We start from the raw sequence: 22,729 nt of genomic DNA, 5'->3' as shown, positions 1-22,729 counted from the left end.
GGCGGGCGGTGCTTCCGGGCGCGGGCGGTGCTTCCGGGCGCGGTCGGGCCGCGGCGGTCTCAGTCGTCGAAGGCGGCGAACAGCTCGCGTCCGCTGACCTCGGCGAGGCGGGCCGGGTCGTACTCGGCCGGGTCGGCCGCCGCCAGCGAGTCGAAGACCAGGTTGACGGCGGCGACCAGCCCCCAGACCTCCCGGTAGGGCGGCCAGCCGCGGCCGGGTGCCCGGTCGTCGGCGGCGCGTTCGAAGATGTACGCGCCCCAGCGGCGGCTCATCGGGTGGCGGTGGTGGAAGTCGTGGCACACGGTGTCCCCGGTGAGGACCAGGTAGCGGGCCGGGAAGTGGACCAGCAGCATCCGGGTCCACCAGCGGGTCCAGGCGAGCAGGCGGCGCGGGAGCGGCAGTCCGGGTGCCGGGGCGCGCTCGCCGAGGAAGATGGCGTTGGTGAGGCTGCCGAAGTAGGCCTTGCCGCGGCGCTCGGTGGTCGTGGCGGCGGGGAAGGTGTGTTTCACGCACAGGCGCAGGGTGTTGCTCAGTTGGTAGAAGAGGGTGAGCGGCAGGACCCAGCCGACCAGCAGGAAGGTCCAGCCGTGCAGCCAGGTGGCCAGGCCGGCGGCGGTCGCGTACCCGGCGAGGGTGAGGGCGCGTTCGGTGCGGGAGGCGGTCGACCAGTAGGAGCGGGCGCGGGCCACCAGGAAGCGGGCGTGGAAGACCGGTGAGGCCAGCTTGCGGAGCAGTACCGTGCGCCACATCTGGCGCCGGGTCATGCCGGGGTGCAGTTCCAGGCTGACCAGGAAGGCCTGCACGGTCGGGTCGCGCAGGGTCATGTGGTGCAGGGCGTGGTGGTCGGCGACGTGTTCGGTCCGGTACCGCTCGAAGTGCTGGATCATCAGGGTGGCGGCGATGATCCGGCCGAGCACGCGGTCCTGGCGCGGTCGGGCCCACATGTTCTGGTGGGCGCACTGGTGGAAGATCATCATCCGGAGGTTGCGCATGCCGTGCAGGGTCATCGCCCAGCCGAGCGGCAGCAGCGCGAGCCACCCGGCGCCCAGGGTCAGTGCGGTGCCGGTGACGGCGAGGCCGCAGGCGGTCGAGAGCAGCGCGTTCAGCAGGTGGGCGGTGGGTGACAGGCGCACCGGGCGCTGGTCGGTGTGGGGTTTGCCGGTCAGGAAGGTCAGTGGCAGGGCGAGCACACCCGGGAGGGTGCGCATCGAGTCCCGGATCCCGGCCGCGTCGGCGCCGCGGCCGGCTCCCGGCTCGTAGCCCCGGTCGAGGAGTACCACGTGTCGTGCCCTTCTCGTGTCGAGGTCCGAGGTGCCGTGGGGTGGTGGACGGTCAGTCCTGCTGCTCGGCGAGGGACTTGGCGGCGGTGTCGAGCACCGAGTCGATCACCAGGTCGAGGTCGGCGTCGGCCGTCGCGGGGTTGAGCATCATCAGCTTCAGGAAGACCGGCTGGGTGCCGTCCTCGCGCGGGACGCGGGTCCGGGCGAGCAGGGCGGTACCCTCGGCCATCAGCCGGCGGCGCAGCGCGCCGTTGAAGGCGTCCGCGTCGATCCGGTCGTCGGTCGGCAGGTAGCGGAAGAGCACGGTGCTGAAGGCGGGTCGGGCTGCGAGCTCCAGCCTCGGTTCGGCCTCGATCCGGGCGGCGGCGTGGCGGGCCTGGTCGTGGCAGCGGTCGACCATCGCGGCCAGCCCGTCCCGGCCCAGGGTGCGCAGGGTGACGGCGATCTTCAGGGCGTCGGAGCGCCGGGTGGCCTGGATCGAGGTGCCGTAGAGGCCGAAGTAGCCGGCCTCCTTGTCGTCGCCGGCGTTCAGGGTGGTGGTCTGCTGGGCGAGCGGGCCGAACGAGCCGGCGTCCTTGACCAGGAAGATGCCGGAGGACGCCGGCGTCCAGCCGAACTTGTGCAGGTCCATGGTGATGGAGTCGGCCTCGGCCAGGCCGTCCAGCATGCCGCGCAGCCGGGGCGAGAACAGCGCGCCGCCGCCGTACGCGGCGTCCGCGTGCAACCAGACGTCGTGCCGGCGGGCGATCTCGGCCAGCTCGGGCAGCGGGTCGACCCAGCCCTCGTCGGTGGAGCCGGCGCAGGCGATCAGGGCGATCGGCAGGACGTCGTCGCCGAGTTCGGCGAGCATCCGGTCGGTCTCGGCGGGGAGGATCCGACCGACCAGGTCGGTCGGGACCCGCAGGATGGCGTCCTCGCCGATGCCGACGATGCCGGCGGCCCGGCCGATCGAGAAGTGGGTGGCGGGGGAGCAGAGCACGACCGGGCGGCGCTCCAGGGCGGCGATGCCGTCCTGGAAGGGGTGGCCGGCGCCGCGGCGGGCGGCGGTGTTGTCGCGGGCGGCGAGCAGCGCCATCAGGTTCGAGAGCGAGCCGCCCGCGGTGAGCGTGCCGCCCGAGCCGGGGCCGTAGCCGGCCAGCCGGGTCAGCTCGCCGACCACGTACTTCTCAAGTTCCAGCGCGAACGGGCCGCTCTCCCAGGCGTGCAGCGACTGGTTGAGGGTCGCGGTGACCAGTTCGGCCGCGGCGGCGACGGTGGTCGGCGGGCACTGCATCCGGGCGACCGCCGCGGGGTGGGTCACGTCGACCGAGAACTCGGCGTACGCCTCGATCAGTTCGCGGAACGCCATCGCCGGTTCGGCGGGCTCGGCGGGCAGCAGCGGCCCCTCCAGCGCGCGGCGGGCGGCCTCGGCGGCGGCGGCCGGACCGCCCTCGCGGACCGGGCCGCCGCGGACGGTGTGCGCCGCGGCGAGGACGTCGATCGCGGTGTTGACCAGGGAGCGCAGCTCCTCCAGCCCTTCGACCGTTCCGGCCGGCCGGAACACGGACGTGCTCGCATGCTCGTTCTTGACCATGGTGAAGCCCTCCTGGCGTGCGTCCGGTGCGTCATCTGTGACAGGTGCTGGTCAGCAGGTGCTCGACCGATTGCACGCGGAGGGGATATCGATCCGGTATCGACCGCCTATTGCCGTTCCTCGGCCCGCGCCGAGCGCGCGCCGGGCGCCGCCGTGCGGGGTGGTGGTGCGGCGGCCCCGGAGCGGCGGACCGCGGCCCGGCAGAGCCGGGTCAGGAAGGTCGCGTCGTACGCGGCGGTGCCGAGCAGCTCGACCAGGACGCTCTCGTCGGCGTCGCGCCAGCGGCCGGTGCTGTCGGCGATCACCGCACCGAGCCTCGACTCCACCGGCCGGCGGCCACCGGCGAGTTCGAGCGCCCGGCGGGACTCGCTGCGCCGGGTGAACAGCCGGCGTCCGGCCCCGGCCGGCCCGACGAACCGCCAGTCGTCCACCACCAGGTGGTCGGCGAACGCGTACATCTCCTCCGGGAGGTCCGCGCCGGTGGCGTTGACCACGACCGCGCCCGGCGCGGTCCAGTCCGGGCGCAGCTGCTCGGCCGGACCGGTCAGCAGCACCAGGTCGGCACCGAGCAGGGTCTCGCGGACGTCGGCGGCGAAGGTCAGCCCCACGCCCCGCTCGCGCAGCGCGCGGGCCAGCCGCCACCACAGTCGTGCCGTCCGGACCGGATCCCGGTCGTGCAGCGCCACATGGGTCAACCCCGGTAGCCGAAGGGCCAGTTGGACCAGCAGCTCGGCAGCCGGCGGGCCCGCCCCGACCACCCCGGCGGTGACCACCCCGCCCGGGGCCAGGGCGCACATCGCGGCGGTGCCCAGCCCGGCCGTCCACAGCCTCAGCGCGCAGGACGCCGACAGTGCCCACTCCCGTCCCGAGGGGCCGTCGTGGAGCCGGACCTCGTCCCGGTCGGCGCACACCCGCAGCACCGCGGGCGGGGAGCCCCCGGCGGGGGGTCCGGCCAGCGTCTCGCGGACCACCGCCAGCGGGTCCAGGTCCAGGAAGGCGGCCTCGGCCTCCTCGTCGCTCAGCCACCGGGCCGGGCCGTCGTCCCCGGTCCCGCTGTCACAGCCGGTCTGGGCGCCGCGGCCGGACAGGGCGCCGGAGGGATCGCCGTCGCACCGGCCGCCCCGGTCCTGGCGGGCCGCCAGGTGCGCCGGGTCGGGCGGACGCTTCACTCGCCCACCGCCCGCAGCCCGCCGCGCGGATCCGGGCCGAAGCCCGGTGCGCGGTGCGGCGGGTGGCCGTCCGACGCGCCGGTCGCCCCGTGCCACCGGCGCAGCGAGGCCCGTGCGGCGGCCTGTCCCTGCGGGTGCCCCAGCTCCACGAACACCTCCAGCGCGTCCCGCAGTTGGACCTGGGCGGCGCTGGTGCGGCCCTGCGCCAGGCTGGTGTCCCCGAGGCTGAGCATCACCCTGGCGTACAGCAGCCGGTCACCGGCGTGCAGCGCGATCCGCAGCGCGTGCTGGAGGGCCGGGCCGGCCTCCTCCGGCCGCCCCTGGCGCAGCCGGACCCGGCCCAGGCCGTGCAGGGCGTGCGCCTCGCCGATCCGGTCCCGGGTGTCCCGGGCCGTCCGCAGCGTCTGGTGGAAGCCGCACTCGGCGGCGCCGCTGTGGCCGGTGAGCAGTTGCAGCTCGCTGACGCAGTGCCGGACCCGGGCCTGGACTCGGCCGCTGCCGGAACGGACGCCCAGCTCCAGGGCGCGTTCCAGCAGCTTTCCGGCCGGGCGGGGGTGGCCCGCCTCCAGGCTCGCCACGGCCAGGTCGCACAGCACCTGCGCCTGCCCCGCGGTGTCGCCCGCGGTGTGGAGGACGGCCATCGCGCGGGCCCAGTGGCGCTGTGCCGCCGGGCCGTCGCCGAGCAACCGGCCGCTCTCCCCGAGGGCGCGCAGCGTCCGGCCGAGGCCGGGCCGGTCGTCGAGCTCCGCGAACAGCGCCCGGGCCCGTTCCAGCCGCTCGCGGGACTCCGTCAGCCGGCCCTGTGCCGCGTCGACCGCGCCCAGCGAGTACAGCGCCGCGGCGTGGCCTCGGGCGTCGCCGGCCGGGCCGCCGGTCACCGCGACCGCCGCCTGCGCGGTGCGGCGCCAGTCGGCCAGGTGCCCGCCGGTCGCCAGGAAGTCGGCGGCGGCCAGGGCCAGGCCCCAGCATAGGCCGGCGAGTCCGTGCTCGGCCGCCTGCCGGACGGCCGCGACCAGGGCCTGCCGCTCGCTCTCCAGCCAGGCGGCCGGACGGCGCAGCAGCTCCCGGGTGAACGGCTTCGGCAGCGGCCAGCGTTCGGTGGCGCCGTCCGGGAGCGGCAGGCCGGCGCCGTACTCGCGTCGGTGCGCCTCCTCGGTCAGCGCCAGCCAGGCGCCGAGCGCCCGGCGCAGCGCGGCCTGTGGTGCGCCGTCCCGCTCCTCGGCGTCCAGCCGCTCGCGGGCGAAGGAGCGGATCAGGTTGTGCAGCCGGTAGCGGACCGGCCGGCCGCCGCCGGCCGGGGCGGCGACCTCGACCAGCCGCACGTCCACCAGGCTCTCCAGCAGGTCCTCGGCCCGGCCGGGATCGAGCTCGCAGAGCGGTGCCGCGACCCACCCGGGGAACTCGGGGACGTCCAGCACCGCCAGCCGGCGGAACAGCCGCCGGGCCCCGGCGGACAGCGCGTCGTAGGTCTCCTGGAAGCAGCTGCGCACGGCCAGCCCGTCGTGCACCAGCTCGCCGAGCGCGCCCTCCCGGCTGCGCAGCCGGGCGACCAGCTTGCCGACCGGCCAGTGCGGCCGGGAGGCGAGCCGGGCGCCGGCGATCCGCAGGGCCACCGGCAGCCCGCCGCACTGCTGGACGAGCTGCGCGGTCGTGTCCCGGTCGGCGTCGATCCGCTCGCGACCGGCGATCCGGCCGAGCAGTTCCACCGCGTCGTCGGGACCGAGCACGCCGACGTCGACCGGCAGCACCCCCGGCAGGCCGGTCAGCCGGTGCCGGCTGGTGGTGATCACCGCGCAGCCGCCGCTGCCGGGCAGCAGCGGCCAGACCGGCTCCGTCGACAGCACGTTGTCGAGGACGATCAGCACCCTGGCCTCGGCGAGGGTGTCGCGGTAGAGCTCGGTGCGCTCGGCGGGGTCCTCGGGGATGGCCCGCTCGCTGACGCCGAGCGCCCTGAGGAAGCGGACCATGACCGGCTGGGCGCCGTCGGCGGCGCGGTGGCCGTCCAGGTCGGCGAAGAGCTGGCCGCCCGGGTAGGCGTCCCGGACCTGGTGGGCGACGCCGACGGCCAGGCTGGTCTTGCCCACGCCCGGGGTGCCGCTGATCGCGACCACCCGGGGGGCGGCCCGGCAGGAGGTGCCGGGCCCGGCCAGCAGGTGGTCCCGGATCCGCCGGGCGTCCTCCTGACGCCCGACGAAGTCCACCAGGCCGGGCGGGAGCTGGCGCGGGGTGGCGAGCCGGCCGGTGTCGCCGCCGCGCTGCGGGCCGCGCTCGCGGCGGGCGCGCCCGGCGCCCCGTTCGCGGCCGCCGGGACCGAGGTCGAGTGCGGGCCGGCGGGCCAGGATGTCGCGGTGCAGGCGCCGCAGGTCGGGGCCGGGCGAGACGCCGAGCTCCTCCGCGAGGGCGCGGTGGGTGCGCAGGTAGACGTCGAGGGCGTCGGCCTGCCGGCCCGATCGGTAGAGCGCGAGCATCAGGTAGCCCTGGAGCTTCTCCCAGAACGGGTCGGCCGAGGCCAGGGCGGTGAGTTCGCCGAGCAGGTCGTCGTGCCGGCCGAGGGCGAGGTCCAGCCGCAGCCGCTCGTTGAGCGCCGCGCGTCGGGCCTCCTCCAGCCGGACGGCCTTCTCCTGGACCAGCCGGCTGGGGATGCCCGCGAGGGCGGCGCCGCGCCAGACCGCCAGCGCGGCCTGCAGCAGGTCGGCACCCTGGGCGAGGTGGTCGCGCTGGACGGCGGCGCGGGCCCGGGCCACCAGGTCCTCGTAGGTGTGGACGTCCAGGCTGCCCTCGGGCAGGGCGAGCAGGTAGCCGGGCGCCCGGGTGTGGATCAGGGTGCGCTGGCCGGCCGCGGCGAACCTGCGGCGCAGCGCGGAGACGCAGATCCGGATCTGCTCGCGGGCCGTCGGCGGCGGGCTGTCGTTCCACACGGCGTCGATCAGGCGTTCCACCGACACGACCCGCTCGGCCTCCAGTGCGAGCACGGCCAGGATGATCTGCTGCCGCACACCGCCGAGGCCCACCGGCCGGCCGTCGACCTCGACCTCGATCGGGCCGAGTATCCGAAAGTCCATCTGTGGCCTTTGCTCCTCGGTCTACGGGGGTGTCCACGTGCGAGGTTCGAGGCTGAGCGGGGTGGTGCGGGGCCCGGCGCCGGGGCGGGCGGGCAGGCGGGTCGGAGCCGGGCGGGTGGGTCAGAGCCGGGCCTTCGGCCGGTCGTCGGGCAGCGGGTCCGGGGTGCCGGCCGCCGGTGCGGGCGGCGCCGCGGGCTCGCGCCGCTCGGCCCGCTGGAGGTGGACGATGCCGCCCAGCAGGACGGCGGTGCCGACGAGCTGGAGGGCGTTCAGGGCCTGTCCGAGCCAGACCCAGGCGAGGACGGCGCCCGCGAGCGGCTCCAGGGAGATGTTGACGGCCCCGGCCTGCGCCCCCACCCGGGCGGTGCCCCAGGAGTAGAGCAGGAACGGCAGCAGGGTCCCGAAGACGCCGATCACGGCGGCGCCGAGCAGCAGCCGCGGGTGGTGGAACAGGTCCGGTACGCCGTGGGCGGCCTGGAAGGCAAGCCAGAGCACGCCGGCCACCCCGAACGCCCAGGTGTTGGCGGTGAGCGCGCCGCAGACCCGGGCCGCGTGCCCGCCGAAGGCCGAGAAGCAGGCCACCCCGGCCGCGGTGAGCAGGCCGAAGCCGATGCCGGGCAGGTCGAGGCCGCCGAGCGGGGTGGTCGGGAGTTCCACCACGAGGGCCACCCCGACCAGGGCGGCGGCCAGGCCGGCCAGCATCCGCAGCGAGGGCGCCCGGCGGGTGGCCGCCAGGGTCCAGGCCATCACGAAGGCGGGGGCGAGGTTCTGCAGGACCAGCGCGACCGCGACCGGCAGCCGCTGGATGGCCAGGAACAGGCCGGCGTTGGCGACCGACACCGACACCCCGAAGCCGATCACCCACGGCCACGGCACCGGAGCCCGGCGCGGGGCCGCACCGGCCGGCCGGGCCGCTGCCGCCCGGCGGCGGGCGAGGACGGAGAGGACCGTCAGCCCGGCGAGCGCGATCCAGGTCCGGAACGCGACGACCTCCAGCGGGTCCGCGCCCTGGCCGAAGAGCTTGCCGGCGAGGGTGCCGCCGAGCCCCCAGAGCGTCGCGGCGGCGATCACGGCCGCCAGCCCGCCGTGCCGGGCCGCCGTGGCGGCGAATCGGTGTGCGTGGATGCGTGGCATGGCCGGACTCCGAGGATTGACGGGGCCCGTGGGCACCCGAGCGGTTGATCCACAGCGCAACGTTAGGTAACCTACAAACCATTTAGCCGGTTAGTCAAGATGGCTGGTGAACCACCGATGAAGCGCCAGGAAGCCCCGGGCCCGCTGGAACTGGTCCGCGGGTTCATCAACACGCACGACCTGGAGAAGGGGACGGACGAGCTGTCGACCCCCGCCCGGACCGGGGCCTGGCTGGCCGACCGGCGGCTGCTGCGCCCGACCGTGCCGGTCGACGAACCGCTGCGGCTGCGCGCGGTCGAGATCCGCGAGGCACTGCGCTCCCTGGCCGGCGCCAACTCGGGCTCGGGGGCGGACCCGACGGCCCTCCGGGCACTGGACGAGCTGGCCGGCGCGGCCGCCGTCCGGCTGCGCTTCGGCCCGGACGGCAGCCAGGACGTCGCCCCGGGCTGCGGCACGGCGCCGGCCGGGGACGTCACGGGCGCGCTCGGCCTGCTGCTCGCCGCCACCGCCCGGGCGGCCTTCGACGGCACCTGGCGGCGGCTGAAGGTCTGCCCCGCGCCGGACTGCCGCTGGGCCTTCTACGACCACTCCAAGAATCGCTCCGGCACCTGGTGCCAGATGGCCGAGTGCGGCAACCGCGCCAAGGCCCGCACCTTCCGCACCCGCCACGGCGGCGCGGCGGGGGCCGACGACGGCCCCTGAGGCCCAGGGCCCGTCCGGCCGGTCCGGCCGGTCCTACCGGCCGTCCCAGGAGCCGGGCGCCGGGTAGGACGGCGGCGCCGGCGGCCAGTCCGGGCGGTCGCTGTCCGGCGGCGGCGGAGGACGGCGGCGGGTGCCGCCGCCGCCGAGCCGGCCGCGGACGTTGTGCGGCGGCAGCACCTCGGCCCAGCGCTCGGGGTACTCCGAGGGCGGCACGCCGTCGTCGTCGTCCTCGTCGAGCTCCTCCTCGGCGCCGTCGCCCAGGCCGAGCTCGCGGGCCCGCACCGCCCGCTGGACGGCGCGCCGGGCGGCCACCTCGCGGACCAGGGTCGCGGCCGCCTCCTCGCTGGCGCGCTCGTTCTCGGCGCGGGCGTCGGCGGTCTCCACGGTCGGCCAGCGCCGGTCTATGGCGGCGTTCATGGCCGCGCCGATGAGCACCGCGAGCGCCACCACGCCGATCCACAGCAGGACGGCGACGGGCGCCGCCAGCGAGCCGTACACCGAGGGGCCCTCGACCGAGCTGACCAGGTAGAGCCGCAGCAGAACGCTGCAGAACACCAGCACCACCAGCGCCACCAGGGCACCCGGGATGTCCTCGCGCCAGGGCGTGCTGACGGGCACCGCCACGTGATACAGGGTGGTCAGGAAGACCACCAGCAGCAGGATCGCGGCCGGCCAGTACAGCGCGCTGACAAGCCCGGCCGAGTCCGGCAGGGTGTGCACCACCAGACCGGGGCCGGCCACCAGCAGCGGCATCACCAGCGAGCCGATCGCCAGCGCCCCGAGGTAGAGGCCGAGCGACATCAGCCGGGTCTTCACGATGCCCCGCTTGCCGTCGAGGCCGTACATCACGGTGATGGTGTCGATGAAGATGTAGAGCGCCCGGGAGCCGGACCACAGCGAGAGCAGGAAGCCGATCGAGATCAGGTCCGGCCGGCCGCTGTCGAACACGCCCTTCAGCAGCGGTTGCACGATCTGCTCGACCGAGCTCGGTGAGAGCACCGTCCCGGATGCCGAGACGATGTCCTGCTTCAGCTTGTCGATGGTGCCGGCGCCGAGGATGTCGTCCAGGTAGCCGAGGGTGCCGGCGAGGCAGAGCAGCAGCGGCGGGATGGACAGCAGCGTGAAGAACGCGGCCTCCGCGGCCAGGCCGGTCACCCGGTACTCGACACAGGTGTTGGTGGTGTCCTTGAGCAGGCCCCACAGCGTCCGGCGCCAGGTGTTCTGCTTCGCCGCGCGCCGACGCCCGCCCCGGCGGCGGACGGGACGCTCGACGGCCTGGCCCTGGTTGTCCTGCGAAGTACTGCCGGCTGCTTGCACGCCTCTACGGTATCGGCCCGTGCCACCAGGTCCGCGCGCCCGCACGCGCGAGGCCCGCGCCCGGGGCCCCGCGGGCAGGGTGGCGGCCCCGGCGGCCCGGAGCTCCGGGATTCGACCGGTGTCTCACACTGCGAAACCTTTGCGTCCAGAATACGGACGTTGGTGGACCGGGGGTCGCCCGCCGTGCGAATCTCTTGCCATGCCAAGCGCCGGAGCCACCCTAGTAGGTCGACTGCACGTCGATCTCCTTCGCGTGTCCAGCGCCATCTGTCCGGTGACCTGAGCCCACCCCGCCGCCACCACCGCACCCGGCGCCACCGCCGTCGCCGCTCGTGCGGTTGCGCGAGCGCCCCCGGGCAACAGGTCACTGCTCATCGACTCCCCGCCGCAGTTCGCACGAGAACGCGCAGGTCGGAGCAGGACGTGCCCGGGACGCAGTGCCCCGAACCACGCCAGCCGATTGAGGACGACACCATGGCCCCCACTCCCGAACCGGTCGAGCCCCAGGTCGACAGCGCCGCCGCGCGCCGTCCCGCCGCCGCCCGCAAGGTGACCCGCCACCGCGGCGAGGGCCAGTGGGGCATGGGGCACTTCACCCCGCTCAACCCCAACGAGCAGTTCAAGAAGGACGACGACGGTCTCAACGTGCGGACACGCATTGAGACGATCTACGCGCACCGCGGCTTCGACTCGATCGACCCGGCCGACCTGCGCGGCCGGATGCGCTGGTGGGGCCTGTACACCCAGCGCAAGGAGGGCATCGACGGCGGCAAGACCGCGATCCTGGACCCGCACGAGCTGGACGCCGAGTACTTCATGCTGCGGGTCCGGATCGACGGCGGGCGCCTGACGGTGGCCCAGCTGAAGGCGATCGCCGAGGTCTCCGAGCAGTACGGCCGGGGCACCGCCGACCTGACCGACCGGCAGAACATCCAGTACCACTGGATCCGGATCGAGGACATGCCCGCGATCTGGCAGAAGCTGGAAGGCGTCGGCCTGTCCACCACCGAGGCCTGCGGCGACACCCCGCGCGTCATCCTCGGCTCCCCGGTGGCCGGCATCGCCGAGGACGAGATCATCGACGGCACCCCCGCCATCGACGAGATCCAGCGCCGCTTCATCGGCAACCCCGAGTTCTCCAACCTGCCGCGGAAGTTCAAGTCGGCGGTCTCCGGATCGCCGCTTCTGGACGTGGCGCACGAGATCAACGACATCGCCTTCGTCGGCGTCGTCCACCCCGAGCACGGCCCCGGCTTCGACCTCTGGGTCGGCGGCGGCCTGTCCACCAACCCCAAGCTCGGCGTCCGGCTGGGCGCCTGGGTCCCGCTGGAGGAGGTCGCGGACGTCTACGGCGGCGTCATCGGCATCTTCCGCGACTACGGCTACCGCCGGCTGCGCAACCGCGCCCGGTTGAAGTTCCTGGTCGCCGACTGGGGCGTGGAGAAGTTCCGCCAGGTGCTCCAGGACGAGTACCTGAAGTACGACCTGATCGACGGGCCCGCGCCGAAGGAGCCCAGCGGCACCTGGCGCGACCACGTCGGCGTCCACCGGCAGAAGGACGGGAAGTTCTACGTCGGCTTCGCGCCGCGGGTCGGCCGGGTCGACGGCGCGCTGCTCGGGAAGGTCGCCGACCTGGCCGCCGCCCACGGCAGCGACCGCCTGCGCACCACCGCCGAGCAGAAGATGCTCGTCCTGGACGTCGCCGAGGACCGGGTCGAGTCCCTGGTGGCCGGGCTGGAGGCACTGGACCTGCGGGTCACCCCCTCCCCGTTCCGCCGCGGCACCATGGCCTGCACCGGCATCGAGTACTGCAAGCTCGCCATCGTCGAGACCAAGGAGCGCGGCCGCACGCTCATCGACGAACTGGAGCGGCGCCTGCCGGAGTTCAGCGAGCCGCTGACCATCAACATCAACGGCTGCCCGAACGCCTGCGCCCGGATCCAGGTCGCGGACATCGGTCTCAAGGGCCAGCTGGTCACCGACGAGAACGGCGAGCAGGTCGAGGGCTACCAGGTGCACCTCGGCGGCGCGCTGGGCCTGGAGGCCGGCTTCGGCCGCAAGGTCCGCGGGCTCAAGGTCACCAAGGCCGGCCTGCCGGACTACGTCGAGCGCGTGCTGACCCGCTTCCAGGCGGAGCGCACCGAGGGCGAACGGTTCGCCCAGTGGACCGCCCGCGCCAGCGAGGAGGCCCTGTCGTGAGCGAGCGCGCGGCACCGTTCTTCTGCCCCTACTGCGGGGACGAGGACCTGCGCCCGTCCGAGGCCGGGCACGGCGCCTGGGAGTGCCACAGCTGCCGCCGGGCGTTCCAGCTGAAGTTCCTGGGCCTGCTGTCACCTGCCAACGGGGGGAGTTCGGATGAGCACCGCGACTGACCTGGAGGCGCTGGCCACCGCGGCCGGCCGTGACCTGGAGGAGGCGTCCGCGCAGGACGTCCTGCGCTGGGCCGCCGACACCTTCGGCCGGAAGTTCTGCGTCACCTCCTCGATGGAGGACGCGGTCGTCGCCCACCTCGCCTCCTCGGTCTTCCCGGGCGTGGACGTGGTGTTCCTCGACACCGGCTACCACTTCGCCGAGACCATCGGCACCCGGGACGCGGTGGCGGCGGTGATGCCGGTCAACGTCATCACCCTCACCCCGCAGCTCAGCGTGGCCGAGCAGGACGCCCGGTACGGGCCCCGCCTGCACGACCGCGACCCGGACCTGTGCTGCTCGCTGCGCAAGGTCGAGCCGCTCAACCGCGGCCTCGGCGGGTACGACGCCTGGGCGACGGGCCTGCGCCGCGACGAGTCCCCGAGCCGGGCGAACACCCCGGTGGTCAGCTGGGACCCGAAGCGCCGCAAGGTCAAGATCGCCCCGATCGCCCGCTGGACCCAGGAGGACGTGGACGCCTACGTCGCCGCCAACGGCGTGCTGCTCAACCCGCTGCTGTGGGAGGGCTACACCTCGATCGGCTGCTCACCGCTGTCCTGCACCGCCAAGCCGGGCGACGGCGAGCAGGGCCGGGCCGGCCGCTGGGCGGGCTCCGGCAAGACCGAGTGCGGCATCCACCTCTGACCCCCGCCCCGACCCCCTACGCACCACCAGGAGATCCCACCGTGACGACAGCCGACACCTCGGCCGCCGGGGCCACCGCAGAGGCGGCCCCCCGGGCCGCCACCTGCGAGCGCGGCGCCACCGTGTGGCTGACCGGGCTGCCCAGCGCGGGCAAGACCACGCTCGCCTTCGCCCTGGCCGACCGGCTGCGCGCCGAAGGCCACAAGGTCGAGGTCCTGGACGGTGACGAGATCCGGGAGTTCCTCTCCAAGGGCCTCGGCTTCACCAAGGAGGACCGGCACACCAACGTGACCCGGATCGGCTTCGTCGCCGAGAAGCTGGCCGCGCACGGTGTGAAGGTGCTGGCCCCGGTGATCGCGCCGTACGCCGACTCCCGGGCGGCCGTGCGCGAGCTGCACGCCGCCAGGGGCACCGACTTCCTGGAGATCCACGTCGCCACCCCCGTCGAGCTCTGCGCAGAGCGCGACGTCAAGGGCCTGTACGCCAAGCAGGCGGCCGGCGAGATCTCCGGCCTGACCGGGGTGGACGACCCGTACGAGGCTCCGGTCGACCCGGAGCTGCGCATCCAGACGCAGGGCCGCGAGGTGGCCGACTCGGCCGCCGAGCTGCACGTCTTCCTGACTCAGAGGGGCCTGGCATGACGACCGCGACCCACCGCCCGCTCGACACCCACGAGAGCCCCTACGCGCTGTCGCACCTCGACGCCCTGGAGGCGGAGTCGGTGCACATCTTCCGCGAGGTGGCCGGCGAGTTCGAGCGCCCGGTGATCCTGTTCTCCGGCGGCAAGGACTCCATCGTCATGCTGCACCTGGCGCTCAAGGCCTTCTGGCCCGCGCCGGTGCCGTTCGCCCTGCTGCACGTGGACACCGGCCACAACTTCCCCGAGGTCATCGCCTACCGCGACCGCGTGGTGGCCCGGCACGGCCTGCGCCTGCACGTGGCGCACGTCCAGGACTTCATCGACGACGGCCGGCTGCGCGAGCGCCCCGACGGCACCCGCAACCCGCTGCAGACCGTCCCGCTGCTGGACGCCATCGAGTCCAACAAGTTCGACGCCGTGTTCGGCGGCGGCCGCCGGGACGAGGAGAAGGCCCGCGCCAAGGAGCGCGTCTTCTCCCTGCGCGACGAGTTCGGCGCCTGGGACCCGCGCCGCCAGCGCCCCGAGCTGTGGAGCCTGTACAACGGCCGGCACGCGGTCGGCGAGCACGTCCGGGTCTTCCCGCTCTCCAACTGGACCGAGCTGGACGTCTGGCAGTACATCGAGCGCGAGAGGATCGAGCTCCCGGAGATCTACTACGCCCACGAGCGGGACGTCTTCGCCCGCGACGGCATGTGGCTGACCGCCGGCGAATGGGGCGGACCCAAGGAGACCGAGCCCGTCCAGCGGCGGCTGATCCGCTACCGCACGGTGGGCGACATGTCCTGCACCGGAGCGGTCGACTCGGACGCGGCGACCATCGCCGACGTGATCGCCGAGATCGCCGCCAGCCGCCTCACCGAGCGCGGCGCCACCCGGGCCGACGACAAGCTCTCCGAAGCCGCCATGGAAGACCGCAAGCGCGAGGGGTACTTCTAGACATGCCGACCGACCTGCAGGCCGACTCGACGGCCGAGAACCCCTTCGGCGAGGCCTCCGCCACCGCGCTGCTGCGCTTCGCCACCGCCGGCTCCGTGGACGACGGCAAGTCGACCCTGGTCGGCCGCCTCCTGCACGACTCCAAGTCGGTGCTGGCCGACCAGTTGGAGGCCGTCGAGCACGCCTCCCGCAGCCGCGGCCAGGAGACACCCGACCTGGCGCTGCTCACCGACGGCCTGCGCGCCGAGCGCGAGCAGGGCATCACCATCGACGTGGCGTACCGCTACTTCGCCACCCCGCGGCGGCGGTTCATCCTCGCCGACACCCCCGGGCACGTGCAGTACACCCGCAACATGGTGACCGGCGCCTCCACCGCCGAGCTGGCCGTCGTACTGGTCGACGCCCGCAACGGCGTGGTCGAGCAGACCCGCCGGCACGCCGCGGTGGCCGCCCTGCTGCGGGTGCCGCACGTGGTGCTCGCGGTCAACAAGATGGACCTGGTCGGGTACGCCGAGCCCGTCTTCGCCGCGATCGCCGAGGAGTTCACCGCCTACGCGGCCTCGCTCGGCGTGCGCGACGTGGTGGCCGTGCCGATCTCCGCGCTGGCCGGGGACAACGTCGTCGTCCCCTCCGCGCACATGGACTGGTACGGCGGCCCGACCCTGCTGGAGCACCTGGAGACCGTGCCGGTCGGCACCGACCCCGGCGAGGAGCCGGCCCGGTTCCCCGTCCAGTACGTGATCCGCCCGCAGAGCGAGGAGCACCGCGACTACCGCGGCTACGCGGGCCAGCTGGCCTCCGGCGTGCTGCGGGTCGGCGACCCGGTCACCGTGCTGCCCTCCGGCCACACCACCACCGTCGCGGGCATCGACGCCCTCGGCCGGCCGACGGACATCGCCTGGGCCCCCCAGTCGGTCACCGTCCGCCTCGTCGACGACATCGACATCTCGCGCGGCGACCTGATCGCGGCCGGACCGGCCCCGGTGCCCACCAAGGACATCGTGGCCACGGTCGCCCACCTGAACGAGCGCCCGCTGCGCACCGGCGACAAGGTGCTGCTCAAGCACACCACCCGCACCGTGCGCGCGCTGGTGAAGGAGATCTCCTACCGGATCGACATCACCACCCTCGAACAGCGCAGCGGCACCGAGGGCCTGGACGTCAACGACCTCGGCCACGTGGTGCTGCGCACCGCCGAGCCGCTGGCCCTCGACGACTACAGCGCCAACCGCCGGACCGGATCGTTCCTGCTGATCGATCCGTCCGACGGCACCACCCTCACCGCCGGCATGGCGGGCGAGGCGTTCGACACCGTACGCACCACCGATCCGGACGAGGAGGACTGGGTCTGATGCCCAGCGAGGCGTTCTCGGGCATGGACAAGGAAGGCGGCCGCATCGGCAGCGGCGTCCTCGGCAGCGGCCAGGGCGGACTGACGCGATGTGGGGGCGGACAGGGGCACTGATCCCCTGTCACCGGGCCGGCCCTTCCCCCAGCAGAGCCGGCCCGGCCTGCCCGGCATCCCGATGCCGACAGCACCACCGCAACCTTTCACCCTCCATGGAACAGGGACGACTCTCATGGCACCCAGCACCTCCCTCACGCATACCCCGGCCCGCCCGAACGCCGGCCGGATCAGACGCTCCGCCGTCGCCGTCGTCGCCGCGGTCACCGTCGCCGGCCTGCTCAGCGCCTGCAGCTACGGCTCCAAGAGCACCGACAAGGCCTCGGCCGCCCCGGCCTCCGCGTCCGGCGCCGCGGACACGAAGCTCTCCGCCGACACCGTGAAGATCGGCTACTTCGCCAACCTGACCCACGGCACCCCGCTGGTCGGCCTCCAGGAGGGCCTGATCCAGAAGGAGCTCGGCGCCACCCAGGTCAAGACCCAGATCTTCAACGCCGGCCCGGCGGAGATCGAGGCGCTGAACGCCGGCTCGATCGACATCGGCTGGATCGGCCCCTCCCCGGCGATCAACGGCTTCACCAAGTCCAAGGGCACCTCGCTGCGGGTCGTCGGCGGCTCCGCCTCCGGCGGCGTGAAGCTGGTGGTCAACCCTGACAAGATCAAGACCCTGGACGACCTCAAGGGCAAGAAGATCGCCACCCCGCAGCTCGGCAACACCCAGGACGTGGCCCTGCTCAACTACCTGGCCGAGAAGGGCTACAAGGTCGACGCGCAGTCCGGCGCCGGCGACGTCTCGGTGGTCCGCTCGGACAACAAGGTGACCCCGGACGCCTACAAGTCGGGCTCCATCGACGGCGCGTGGGTGCCGGAGCCGACCGCCTCCAAGCTGGTCTCGCTCGGCGCCAAGGAACTGCTCAACGAGAAGCAGGTCTGGCCGGACGGCAAGTTCGTGATCACCAACATCATCGTCTCGCAGAAGTTCCTCAAGGAGCACCCGGACGTGGTGGAGGCCGTGCTGCGCGGCTCGGTGAACACCAACGCCTTCATCAAGGCCAACCCGGACAAGGCCAAGGCCGACGCCAACGAGGCCATCAAGGCCGCCGCCGGCAACGCCCTGGACCCGGCGGTCCTCGACCCGGCCTGGAAGGACATCGAGTTCCTGGACGACCCGCTGGCCGGCACCTTCCAGGCGGAGGCCGACCACGCGGTCAAGGCGGGCCTGCTGGAGAAGCCGAACCTGACCGGGATCTACGACCTCACCCTGCTCAACAAGGTGCTCAAGGAGAAGGGCCAGCCGGCCGTCGCGGACGCCGGCCTCGGCGTCAAGTGACCCCCGCCCCGTGACTCCGCGGTCCGCGCCCCGTTCCCGTCCGGTCGATGCCCAATCACAGGACGGAACGGGGCCGGGCCCCGGCTCCCGCTCCGCAGGCCCACGCCAGACCCCTCACGCAGGACAGGAGGTGCCCGGATGACCCCGGCACTGACCACCTCGGAAGACGCTCCCGGCGTCGAGCTGCCGACCGGCGGCCCCGCCGTCCGCCTCTCGCACGTGCACAAGACCTTCGGCCGTCCCGGCACCGCCGCCCCCGTCCTGGAGGACATCTCCCTGGACGTGGCCCCCGGCGAGTTCGTCACCCTGCTCGGCGCCTCCGGCTGCGGCAAGTCCACCCTGCTCAACCTGGTCGCCGGGCTCGACCGGCCCACCTCCGGCACCATCGAGGTGCCCGGCGGCCGCCCGGCCCTGATGTTCCAGGACCACGCGCTCTTCCCGTGGCTCACCGCCGGCCGCAACATCGAACTGGCCCTGCGGCTGGCCGGCGTGCCCCGCGAGGAGCGCCGCCCCGAGGCCGAACGGCTGCTGGAGCTGGTCCGGCTCGGCGGCTCGTACCGCAAGCGGGTGCACGAGCTGTCCGGCGGCATGCGCCAGCGCGTCGCCCTGGCCCGCTCGCTCGCCCAGGGCGGCAACGTGCTGCTGATGGACGAACCGTTCGCCGCGCTCGACGCCATCACCCGCGACGTGCTGCACGACGAGATCACCCGGATCTGGGCCGAACGCCGGCTGACCGTGCTGTTCGTGACCCACAACGTGCGCGAGGCCGTCCGGCTGGCCCAGCGCGTCGTCCTGCTCTCCTCCCGCCCCGGCCGGATCGCCCGCGAGTGGCGGATCGACCTGCCGCAGCCCCGCCGGATCGAGTCCTCCGGCGTGGCCGATCTGTCCATCGAGATCACCGAAGAACTGCGTGGGGAGATCCGCCGCCATGTCCAGCACTGACACCGCGCCCGCCCAGGAGTCCACCGACTCCGCCAGCGTCGAGGCCGGCCTCGACGCGCTGGAGACCGTGCAGGTCCAGCGCACCCCCGTCAGCCAGGTGCTGCGACAGAAGGTCCTGCCGCCGGTGCTCGGCATCCTGCTGGTGCTGGGCGTCTGGCAGCTCGCCGTCACCCTGGAACTGACCACCACCGACAAGCTGCCCAGCCCCGGCGAGGTCTGGCAGTCGCTCACCAAGCTCTGGTACGCGGGCACCCTGTTCGAGATCATCTGGACCAGCCTCTGGCGGGGCCTGTCCGGCTTCCTCGCCGCCGTGGTCATCGGCACCCCGATCGGCCTGCTGGTCGCCCGGGTCAAGCCGGTCCGGGCGGCGCTCGGCCCGGTGCTCTCCGGCCTCCAGTCGCTCCCCTCGGTGGCCTGGGTGCCGGCCGCCGTCATCTGGCTCGGCATCAACAACTCGGCGATGTACGCCGTGATCCTGCTCGGCGCCGTCCCCTCCATCGCCAACGGCCTGATCTCCGGCATCGACCAGGTGCCGCCAATCTACCTGCGGGCCGGCCGCACCCTCGGCGCCACCGGCCTGGCCGGCGCCCGGCACGTGCTGCTGCCCGCCGCCCTCCCCGGCTACCTGGCCGGCCTCAAGCAGGGCTGGGCCTTCTCCTGGCGCTCGCTGATGGCCGCCGAACTCATCGCCGCCTCCCCCGACCTGGGCGTCGGCCTCGGCCGGTACCTGGAGAACCAGCGCGAGTTCTCCGACATGTCCGGGGTGCTGCTCGGGATCATCCTGATCCTGGTCGTCGGCGTCGCCATCGACCTGCTGATCTTCTCGCCCATCGAGCGCCGGGTGCTGCGCAGCCGCGGCCTGCTCGTCACCACCCGCTGAGGTCCCGATGCACCACGGCCGGCCGACCGCCCTCCCCCACCGGTTCCCCGCCCACGCGGGGGGCGGCCCCGCCCTGCTGCTGATCGCCCACGGCAGCCGGGACCCCCGGCACGCCGCCACCGTCGAGGCGCTGGTCGACCTGGTGCGGGCGGCCCGGCCGTCGCTGGAGGTCGTCACCGCCTACCTGGACCACTGCGCGCCCCGGATCCCGCAGGTGGTCGGCCGCCTCGACGGGCGGGCCGCGGTCGCCGTGCCGCTGCTGCTCGGGCGGGCGTTCCACGCCCGCAGCGACATCCCCGCCGCCCTGCGCGCGGCCGCGGCCGACCTGCCGCTGGCCGACGTGCTGGGCCCCTCCCCCCTGCTGCTCGACGCCCTGGACCGGCGCCTGGCGGAGGCGGGCCTCGACCTCGGCTCCGCCGCCGTCCGGGCCGGCACCGGCGTGGTGCTCGCCTCGGCCGGCTCCTCCGACCCGGCGGCCAACGCCGCCGTCCGCGAGCTCGCCGCCGAGTGGCGGCGCACCCGCGGCTGGGCCGCCGTGGAGACCGCCCACGCCTCGGCCGTCCCGCCGCACGTCCCCGACGCGGTCGCCGCCCTGCGGCGCACCCCCGGCGTACGACGGGTGGCCGTCGCCCCCTACCTGCTGGCCCCCGGCCTGCTCCCCGACCGGATCGCCTCCGCCGCCACCGCGGCCGGCGCCGACCTGACCGCGGCCGTCCTCGGCCCGTCCCCCGAGATCGCGGCCCTCCTGCTGCACCGCTACGACCGCGCCGCCCTGGCCACCTCGGCCCCGGCCGCCCTCAGCGCCTGACGTCCGGTCACCGAAGGGTGCCGGAGCGGCGGACCGTGGCGGCGGTCATCCGCCACGGCGGCGCTCCCCCTCGCCCGCCGACCGGCTGTCCCGGCTCTCCGGTCAGCCGGTGGCCGCGCGGAACCGGGCGGCCAGGTCGGCGACGGCCTCGCGCTCGGCGCGGCTGGTGGCCGTCGGGCGGTCCTCCCGGCGGGCCTGCTCGCTCGCGTACCGCAGCGGCGGCTCGGCCCAGCGCCAGGCGTGCCCGGCGCAGCGCCGCTCGTCCGGGGTGCCCCGTTCGGCCGCGCGCAGCAGGTCCTCCAGCACCCGGCGGCGGCCGACCGCCGCGACCAGGGCGGCGGTGAGCCAGCGCGGCGCGCTGGGGTCGTCCTCGCGGAGCACGGCGGCGAGCACCAGGTCGTAGTGGTGCGCGGCCGCGGCCCGGTCGGCCTCCAGGGCGCGGCGGACCGTCTGCCGCTTGTGGCCGATCCGGTGGTACTGCGGGTAGTGCGGCTGCCGTTCGGCGAGCCGGGCCACCCGCTCGTCCGGCTCGTCCTGCCAGTCCAGTGCGAGCGCGGCGAGCAGCTCGTCCAGCCCGCGTTCCTGTCGGCCGAGCCGTTCCCCGAGGTCCATCGGTCCACCGTACGCCGGGCCGGGCGGGGGCCCGGGCGCGGGGCGGCCCACCCGCCGGGCGGCGGGTGGGCCGTGCGGTGCCGGTCAGGACAGGGCGCCGCGGTCCTTCGGGGAGGTGACCCCGTCGAAGGTCAGCAGGTGCCGCTGGGCGGTCACCGCGTACAGGTCGGGGCGGCCGTCGCCGGTGCCGTCGCCGGAGCTGCCCAGCGTCGGGTAGTCCGCGACCGGGAAGGTCCCGATCAGGGTGCCGCCGGCCGGGTCCGCGAGCGCGGAGAGGTCCCAGGAGCCGTCCGCGGCCCGGGTGACGGGGTGGCTGCGCAGCGCGCCGGTGGCCCGCTCGCGCGACCAGAGGGCGAGCGTGCCGTCCGCGGCCCGGCCGGGGGTGATCAGGTCGTAGCCGGCCCAGGTGGCGGCACCGAGCTTCCTGACCGACCAGAAGCTGTACATGTTCACGTCGGTGAGCAGCCAGAGGTCGCCGTCCTCGACGGTCAGCAGGGAGGGCCGCTGGTCCTCCCCCAGGGCGCCGAGCGACACCATCTGGTCGGCCTTGGCCCAGTCGGGGGCGAAGCCCGCCGGGATGGTCGGCTCGTCCCAGGGCGAGTCGGCCGGCCGGTCGACGGAGCGCACGCCGCCGGTGAAGCTCCCGTAGTCCGCGTTGTTGTAGAGGTACGGGCCGTAGTGGGGCCGGAACGCGATCAGGTCGTCCATCGGCGCGTGCTGCTCCCAACCGCGGTGGACGAGCTGGTAGTTGCCCCAGCTCTGTCCGTCCGGGGCGCGGTTGGCGGCGACCACCGAGCTCGGGGCGGTGCCGGTCGCGGTGGCGCTGATGATCTGCAGGTTGCCCTTGGCGTCCGGCAGGAGGATGTCCGGGACGCCGTCGCCGTCCACGTCGCCGGGGGTGCTCGGCGGGTTGGGGTCGGACGGCGCGTAGAAGGTGTACTGCGCGGGCCAGCTGATGTTGCCGGCGTGGTCCATCGCCCGCAGGGTGAGGGTGTTGGTGCCCCAGGAGGTGACCCGGATCGGCACGGTGGCGCGGCCGTCCGGCCCGGCCGGCACCGCGTTCGGGCTGGTGCAGTCCTGGCCGAAGCCGAGGTAGGGGCCGGTGGTGTACCAGTAGCAGGCGACGCCGGAGGTCGGGTCGGCGGCGGTGAAGGTGAAGGAGCCGGTCTGGCCGGCGTGCTTGGCGGGATCGCCGCTCGACGGGAAGTCGGTCGACTCGACGGCGAGTTCGGCGGGTGCGGTGGTGTCGACCCGGAACCGGCAGGCCTCGGTCGGGCCGTCCGCGTGCACGCCCTTGGCGCGCCAGCTGTAGGCGTGGCCGTCGGTCAGGCCGGTGACGGCGGCCTGGGCGGTGCCGGCCGTGGTGGTCGCGGTGGCGTCGAAGACCTCGGTGTGCTCGGGCGTCCCGTCGTCCCGGACGGTGAACCGGACCTCCGGGGTGCTCGCGGTGACGGCCAGGGTCGGTGCGGCGGTGGTGATCCAGCCGGGCGCGCCGCCGTCGCCGCAGGCGGTCCGCTGGCCGGTGGCGGCGAAGCCGGGGGCGGGTACGGTCCTCGGGTCCCGGACGGGTGCGCTGTCGGCGGCGCCGGCCGGCGCCGCGGTGAACAGCCCCGCGACGGCGGCGAGCGCCGCTCCCGCCGCGACGGCCGGAAGCCTGCCGGTGGTACGGGCCATCTGTGTCTCCCCCTCGTTCGGGCCGGGTGCGGTGCGGTCGGCCCTGTGCGATCGATGCGCGAGTGATCATGTCCGATCGGCAGCGGGCACGGCAAGGCGGTTTCCGGGCGAACGAACCGGCGGCCGGGGGCGGTTCCGGCCGGTTCCGGCCGGTTCCGGCCGCTGTCCGGGGCACGGCGTACGGTGGTCGCGGCGGGTCACGGCGGGTGAC

General features: G+C 74.6%; 20 protein-coding genes. 12 read left to right on the top strand and 8 right to left on the bottom strand.

The genetic code is table 11. The features are described 5' to 3' along the window. Positions 1–59 precede the first annotated feature (59 nt). The 5 genes from ACIOFR_RS03335 to ACIOFR_RS03315 form a co-directional block, all read right to left on the bottom strand. A complete protein-coding gene (locus ACIOFR_RS03335) occupies positions 60–1,280 on the bottom strand; it encodes a fatty acid desaturase (RefSeq protein WP_400991996.1) in 1,221 nt (406 codons plus the stop codon). Positions 1,281–1,332: 52 nt separating this feature from the next. After that, positions 1,333–2,853: a pyridoxal phosphate-dependent decarboxylase family protein gene (locus ACIOFR_RS03330; RefSeq protein WP_400991995.1), complete on the bottom strand. Its 1,521-nt coding sequence runs from the start codon at positions 2,851–2,853 to the stop codon at positions 1,333–1,335. A 107-nt stretch (positions 2,854–2,960) separates the two neighbouring features. Beyond that, positions 2,961–4,022 carry a hypothetical protein gene (locus ACIOFR_RS03325; RefSeq protein WP_400991994.1) on the bottom strand — a complete coding sequence of 354 codons (1,062 nt, stop codon included), beginning with the start codon at positions 4,020–4,022 and terminating at the stop codon, positions 2,961–2,963. Further along, entirely contained in the window at positions 4,019–7,084 is a 3,066-nt protein-coding gene (locus ACIOFR_RS03320; protein WP_400991992.1) for an AfsR/SARP family transcriptional regulator, read from the bottom strand. The genes ACIOFR_RS03325 and ACIOFR_RS03320 overlap by 4 nt, the downstream gene beginning before the upstream one ends. Before the next feature lie 120 nt (positions 7,085–7,204). Further along, entirely contained in the window at positions 7,205–8,218 is a 1,014-nt protein-coding gene (locus tag ACIOFR_RS03315; RefSeq protein WP_400991991.1) for an EamA family transporter, read from the bottom strand. A gap of 117 nt (positions 8,219–8,335) precedes the next feature. Here ACIOFR_RS03315 and ACIOFR_RS03310 point away from each other — a divergent pair, with 117 nt between their 5' ends. Further along, the gene (locus tag ACIOFR_RS03310; RefSeq protein WP_400991990.1) at positions 8,336–8,920 is read left to right on the top strand and encodes a CGNR zinc finger domain-containing protein; all 585 of its coding nucleotides are present in this window, start codon (positions 8,336–8,338) and stop codon (positions 8,918–8,920) included. Positions 8,921–8,953: 33 nt separating this feature from the next. On the opposite strand, the gene ACIOFR_RS03305 is transcribed toward ACIOFR_RS03310, so the two are convergent. Then, positions 8,954–10,237, bottom strand: coding sequence for a YihY/virulence factor BrkB family protein (locus tag ACIOFR_RS03305; RefSeq protein WP_400991988.1), 1,284 nt, complete (start codon positions 10,235–10,237; stop codon positions 8,954–8,956). 199 nt (positions 10,238–10,436) lie between these two features. Between ACIOFR_RS03305 and ACIOFR_RS03300 the strand changes: the two genes are divergently transcribed. The 11 genes from ACIOFR_RS03300 to ACIOFR_RS03250 all read left to right on the top strand — a co-directional run bounded on the left by ACIOFR_RS03300 (position 10,437) and on the right by ACIOFR_RS03250 (position 20,232). Further along, positions 10,437–10,520 carry a putative leader peptide gene (locus ACIOFR_RS03300; protein WP_317634116.1) on the top strand — a complete coding sequence of 28 codons (84 nt, stop codon included), beginning with the start codon at positions 10,437–10,439 and terminating at the stop codon, positions 10,518–10,520. 191 nt (positions 10,521–10,711) lie between these two features. Then, complete coding sequence (locus ACIOFR_RS03295) at positions 10,712–12,436, top strand: nitrite/sulfite reductase (RefSeq protein WP_400991986.1); 1,725 nt, start codon at positions 10,712–10,714, stop codon at positions 12,434–12,436. Then, on the top strand, positions 12,433–12,609 hold the full coding sequence (locus ACIOFR_RS03290; RefSeq protein WP_400991984.1) for a hypothetical protein: 177 nt from the start codon (positions 12,433–12,435) through the stop codon (positions 12,607–12,609). The genes ACIOFR_RS03295 and ACIOFR_RS03290 overlap by 4 nt, the downstream gene beginning before the upstream one ends. Beyond that, positions 12,593–13,291 carry a phosphoadenylyl-sulfate reductase gene (locus tag ACIOFR_RS03285; RefSeq protein WP_400991982.1) on the top strand — a complete coding sequence of 233 codons (699 nt, stop codon included), beginning with the start codon at positions 12,593–12,595 and terminating at the stop codon, positions 13,289–13,291. The genes ACIOFR_RS03290 and ACIOFR_RS03285 overlap by 17 nt, the downstream gene beginning before the upstream one ends. A 41-nt stretch (positions 13,292–13,332) precedes the next feature. Continuing rightward, a complete protein-coding gene (cysC, locus tag ACIOFR_RS03280) occupies positions 13,333–13,932 on the top strand; it encodes an adenylyl-sulfate kinase (protein WP_400991980.1) in 600 nt (199 codons plus the stop codon). After that, positions 13,929–14,867 carry a sulfate adenylyltransferase subunit CysD gene (gene cysD / locus ACIOFR_RS03275; RefSeq protein WP_400991979.1) on the top strand — a complete coding sequence of 313 codons (939 nt, stop codon included), beginning with the start codon at positions 13,929–13,931 and terminating at the stop codon, positions 14,865–14,867. The genes cysC and cysD overlap by 4 nt, the downstream gene beginning before the upstream one ends. A gap of 2 nt (positions 14,868–14,869) precedes the next feature. Further along, positions 14,870–16,219 (top strand): sulfate adenylyltransferase subunit 1, encoded by a 1,350-nt coding sequence (locus ACIOFR_RS03270; protein ID WP_400991977.1) that lies wholly within the window; start codon positions 14,870–14,872, stop codon positions 16,217–16,219. Between the two features lie 228 nt (positions 16,220–16,447). Next, the gene (locus tag ACIOFR_RS03265; protein WP_400991976.1) at positions 16,448–17,602 is read left to right on the top strand and encodes an aliphatic sulfonate ABC transporter substrate-binding protein; all 1,155 of its coding nucleotides are present in this window, start codon (positions 16,448–16,450) and stop codon (positions 17,600–17,602) included. Between the two features lie 138 nt (positions 17,603–17,740). After that, positions 17,741–18,544 (top strand): ABC transporter ATP-binding protein, encoded by an 804-nt coding sequence (locus ACIOFR_RS03260; RefSeq protein ID WP_400991974.1) that lies wholly within the window; start codon positions 17,741–17,743, stop codon positions 18,542–18,544. After that, complete coding sequence (locus tag ACIOFR_RS03255) at positions 18,531–19,424, top strand: ABC transporter permease (protein WP_400991972.1); 894 nt, start codon at positions 18,531–18,533, stop codon at positions 19,422–19,424. Before ACIOFR_RS03260 ends, ACIOFR_RS03255 begins: the two co-directional genes overlap by 14 nt. A gap of 7 nt (positions 19,425–19,431) precedes the next feature. Next, the gene (locus tag ACIOFR_RS03250; protein WP_400991970.1) at positions 19,432–20,232 is read left to right on the top strand and encodes a sirohydrochlorin chelatase; all 801 of its coding nucleotides are present in this window, start codon (positions 19,432–19,434) and stop codon (positions 20,230–20,232) included. A 102-nt stretch (positions 20,233–20,334) separates the two neighbouring features. Here the strand turns inward: ACIOFR_RS03250 and ACIOFR_RS03245 are convergent, their stop codons facing one another. Both ACIOFR_RS03245 and ACIOFR_RS03240 read right to left on the bottom strand, forming a co-directional pair. Continuing rightward, the gene (locus tag ACIOFR_RS03245) at positions 20,335–20,844 is read right to left on the bottom strand and encodes a hypothetical protein (RefSeq protein ID WP_400991968.1); all 510 of its coding nucleotides are present in this window, start codon (positions 20,842–20,844) and stop codon (positions 20,335–20,337) included. 84 nt (positions 20,845–20,928) lie between these two features. Continuing rightward, positions 20,929–22,518, bottom strand: a complete 1,590-nt coding sequence (locus ACIOFR_RS03240) for a hypothetical protein (protein ID WP_400991967.1) — start codon at positions 22,516–22,518, stop codon at positions 20,929–20,931. Positions 22,519–22,729: the final 211 nt, after the last annotated feature.

Source organism: Kitasatospora sp. NPDC088346 (assembly GCF_044740765.1).
Taxonomy (GTDB): domain Bacteria; phylum Actinomycetota; class Actinomycetes; order Streptomycetales; family Streptomycetaceae; genus Kitasatospora.
Note: the sequence above shows the minus strand (reverse complement) of the source record. Positions and strands in the feature narration are given on the sequence as shown.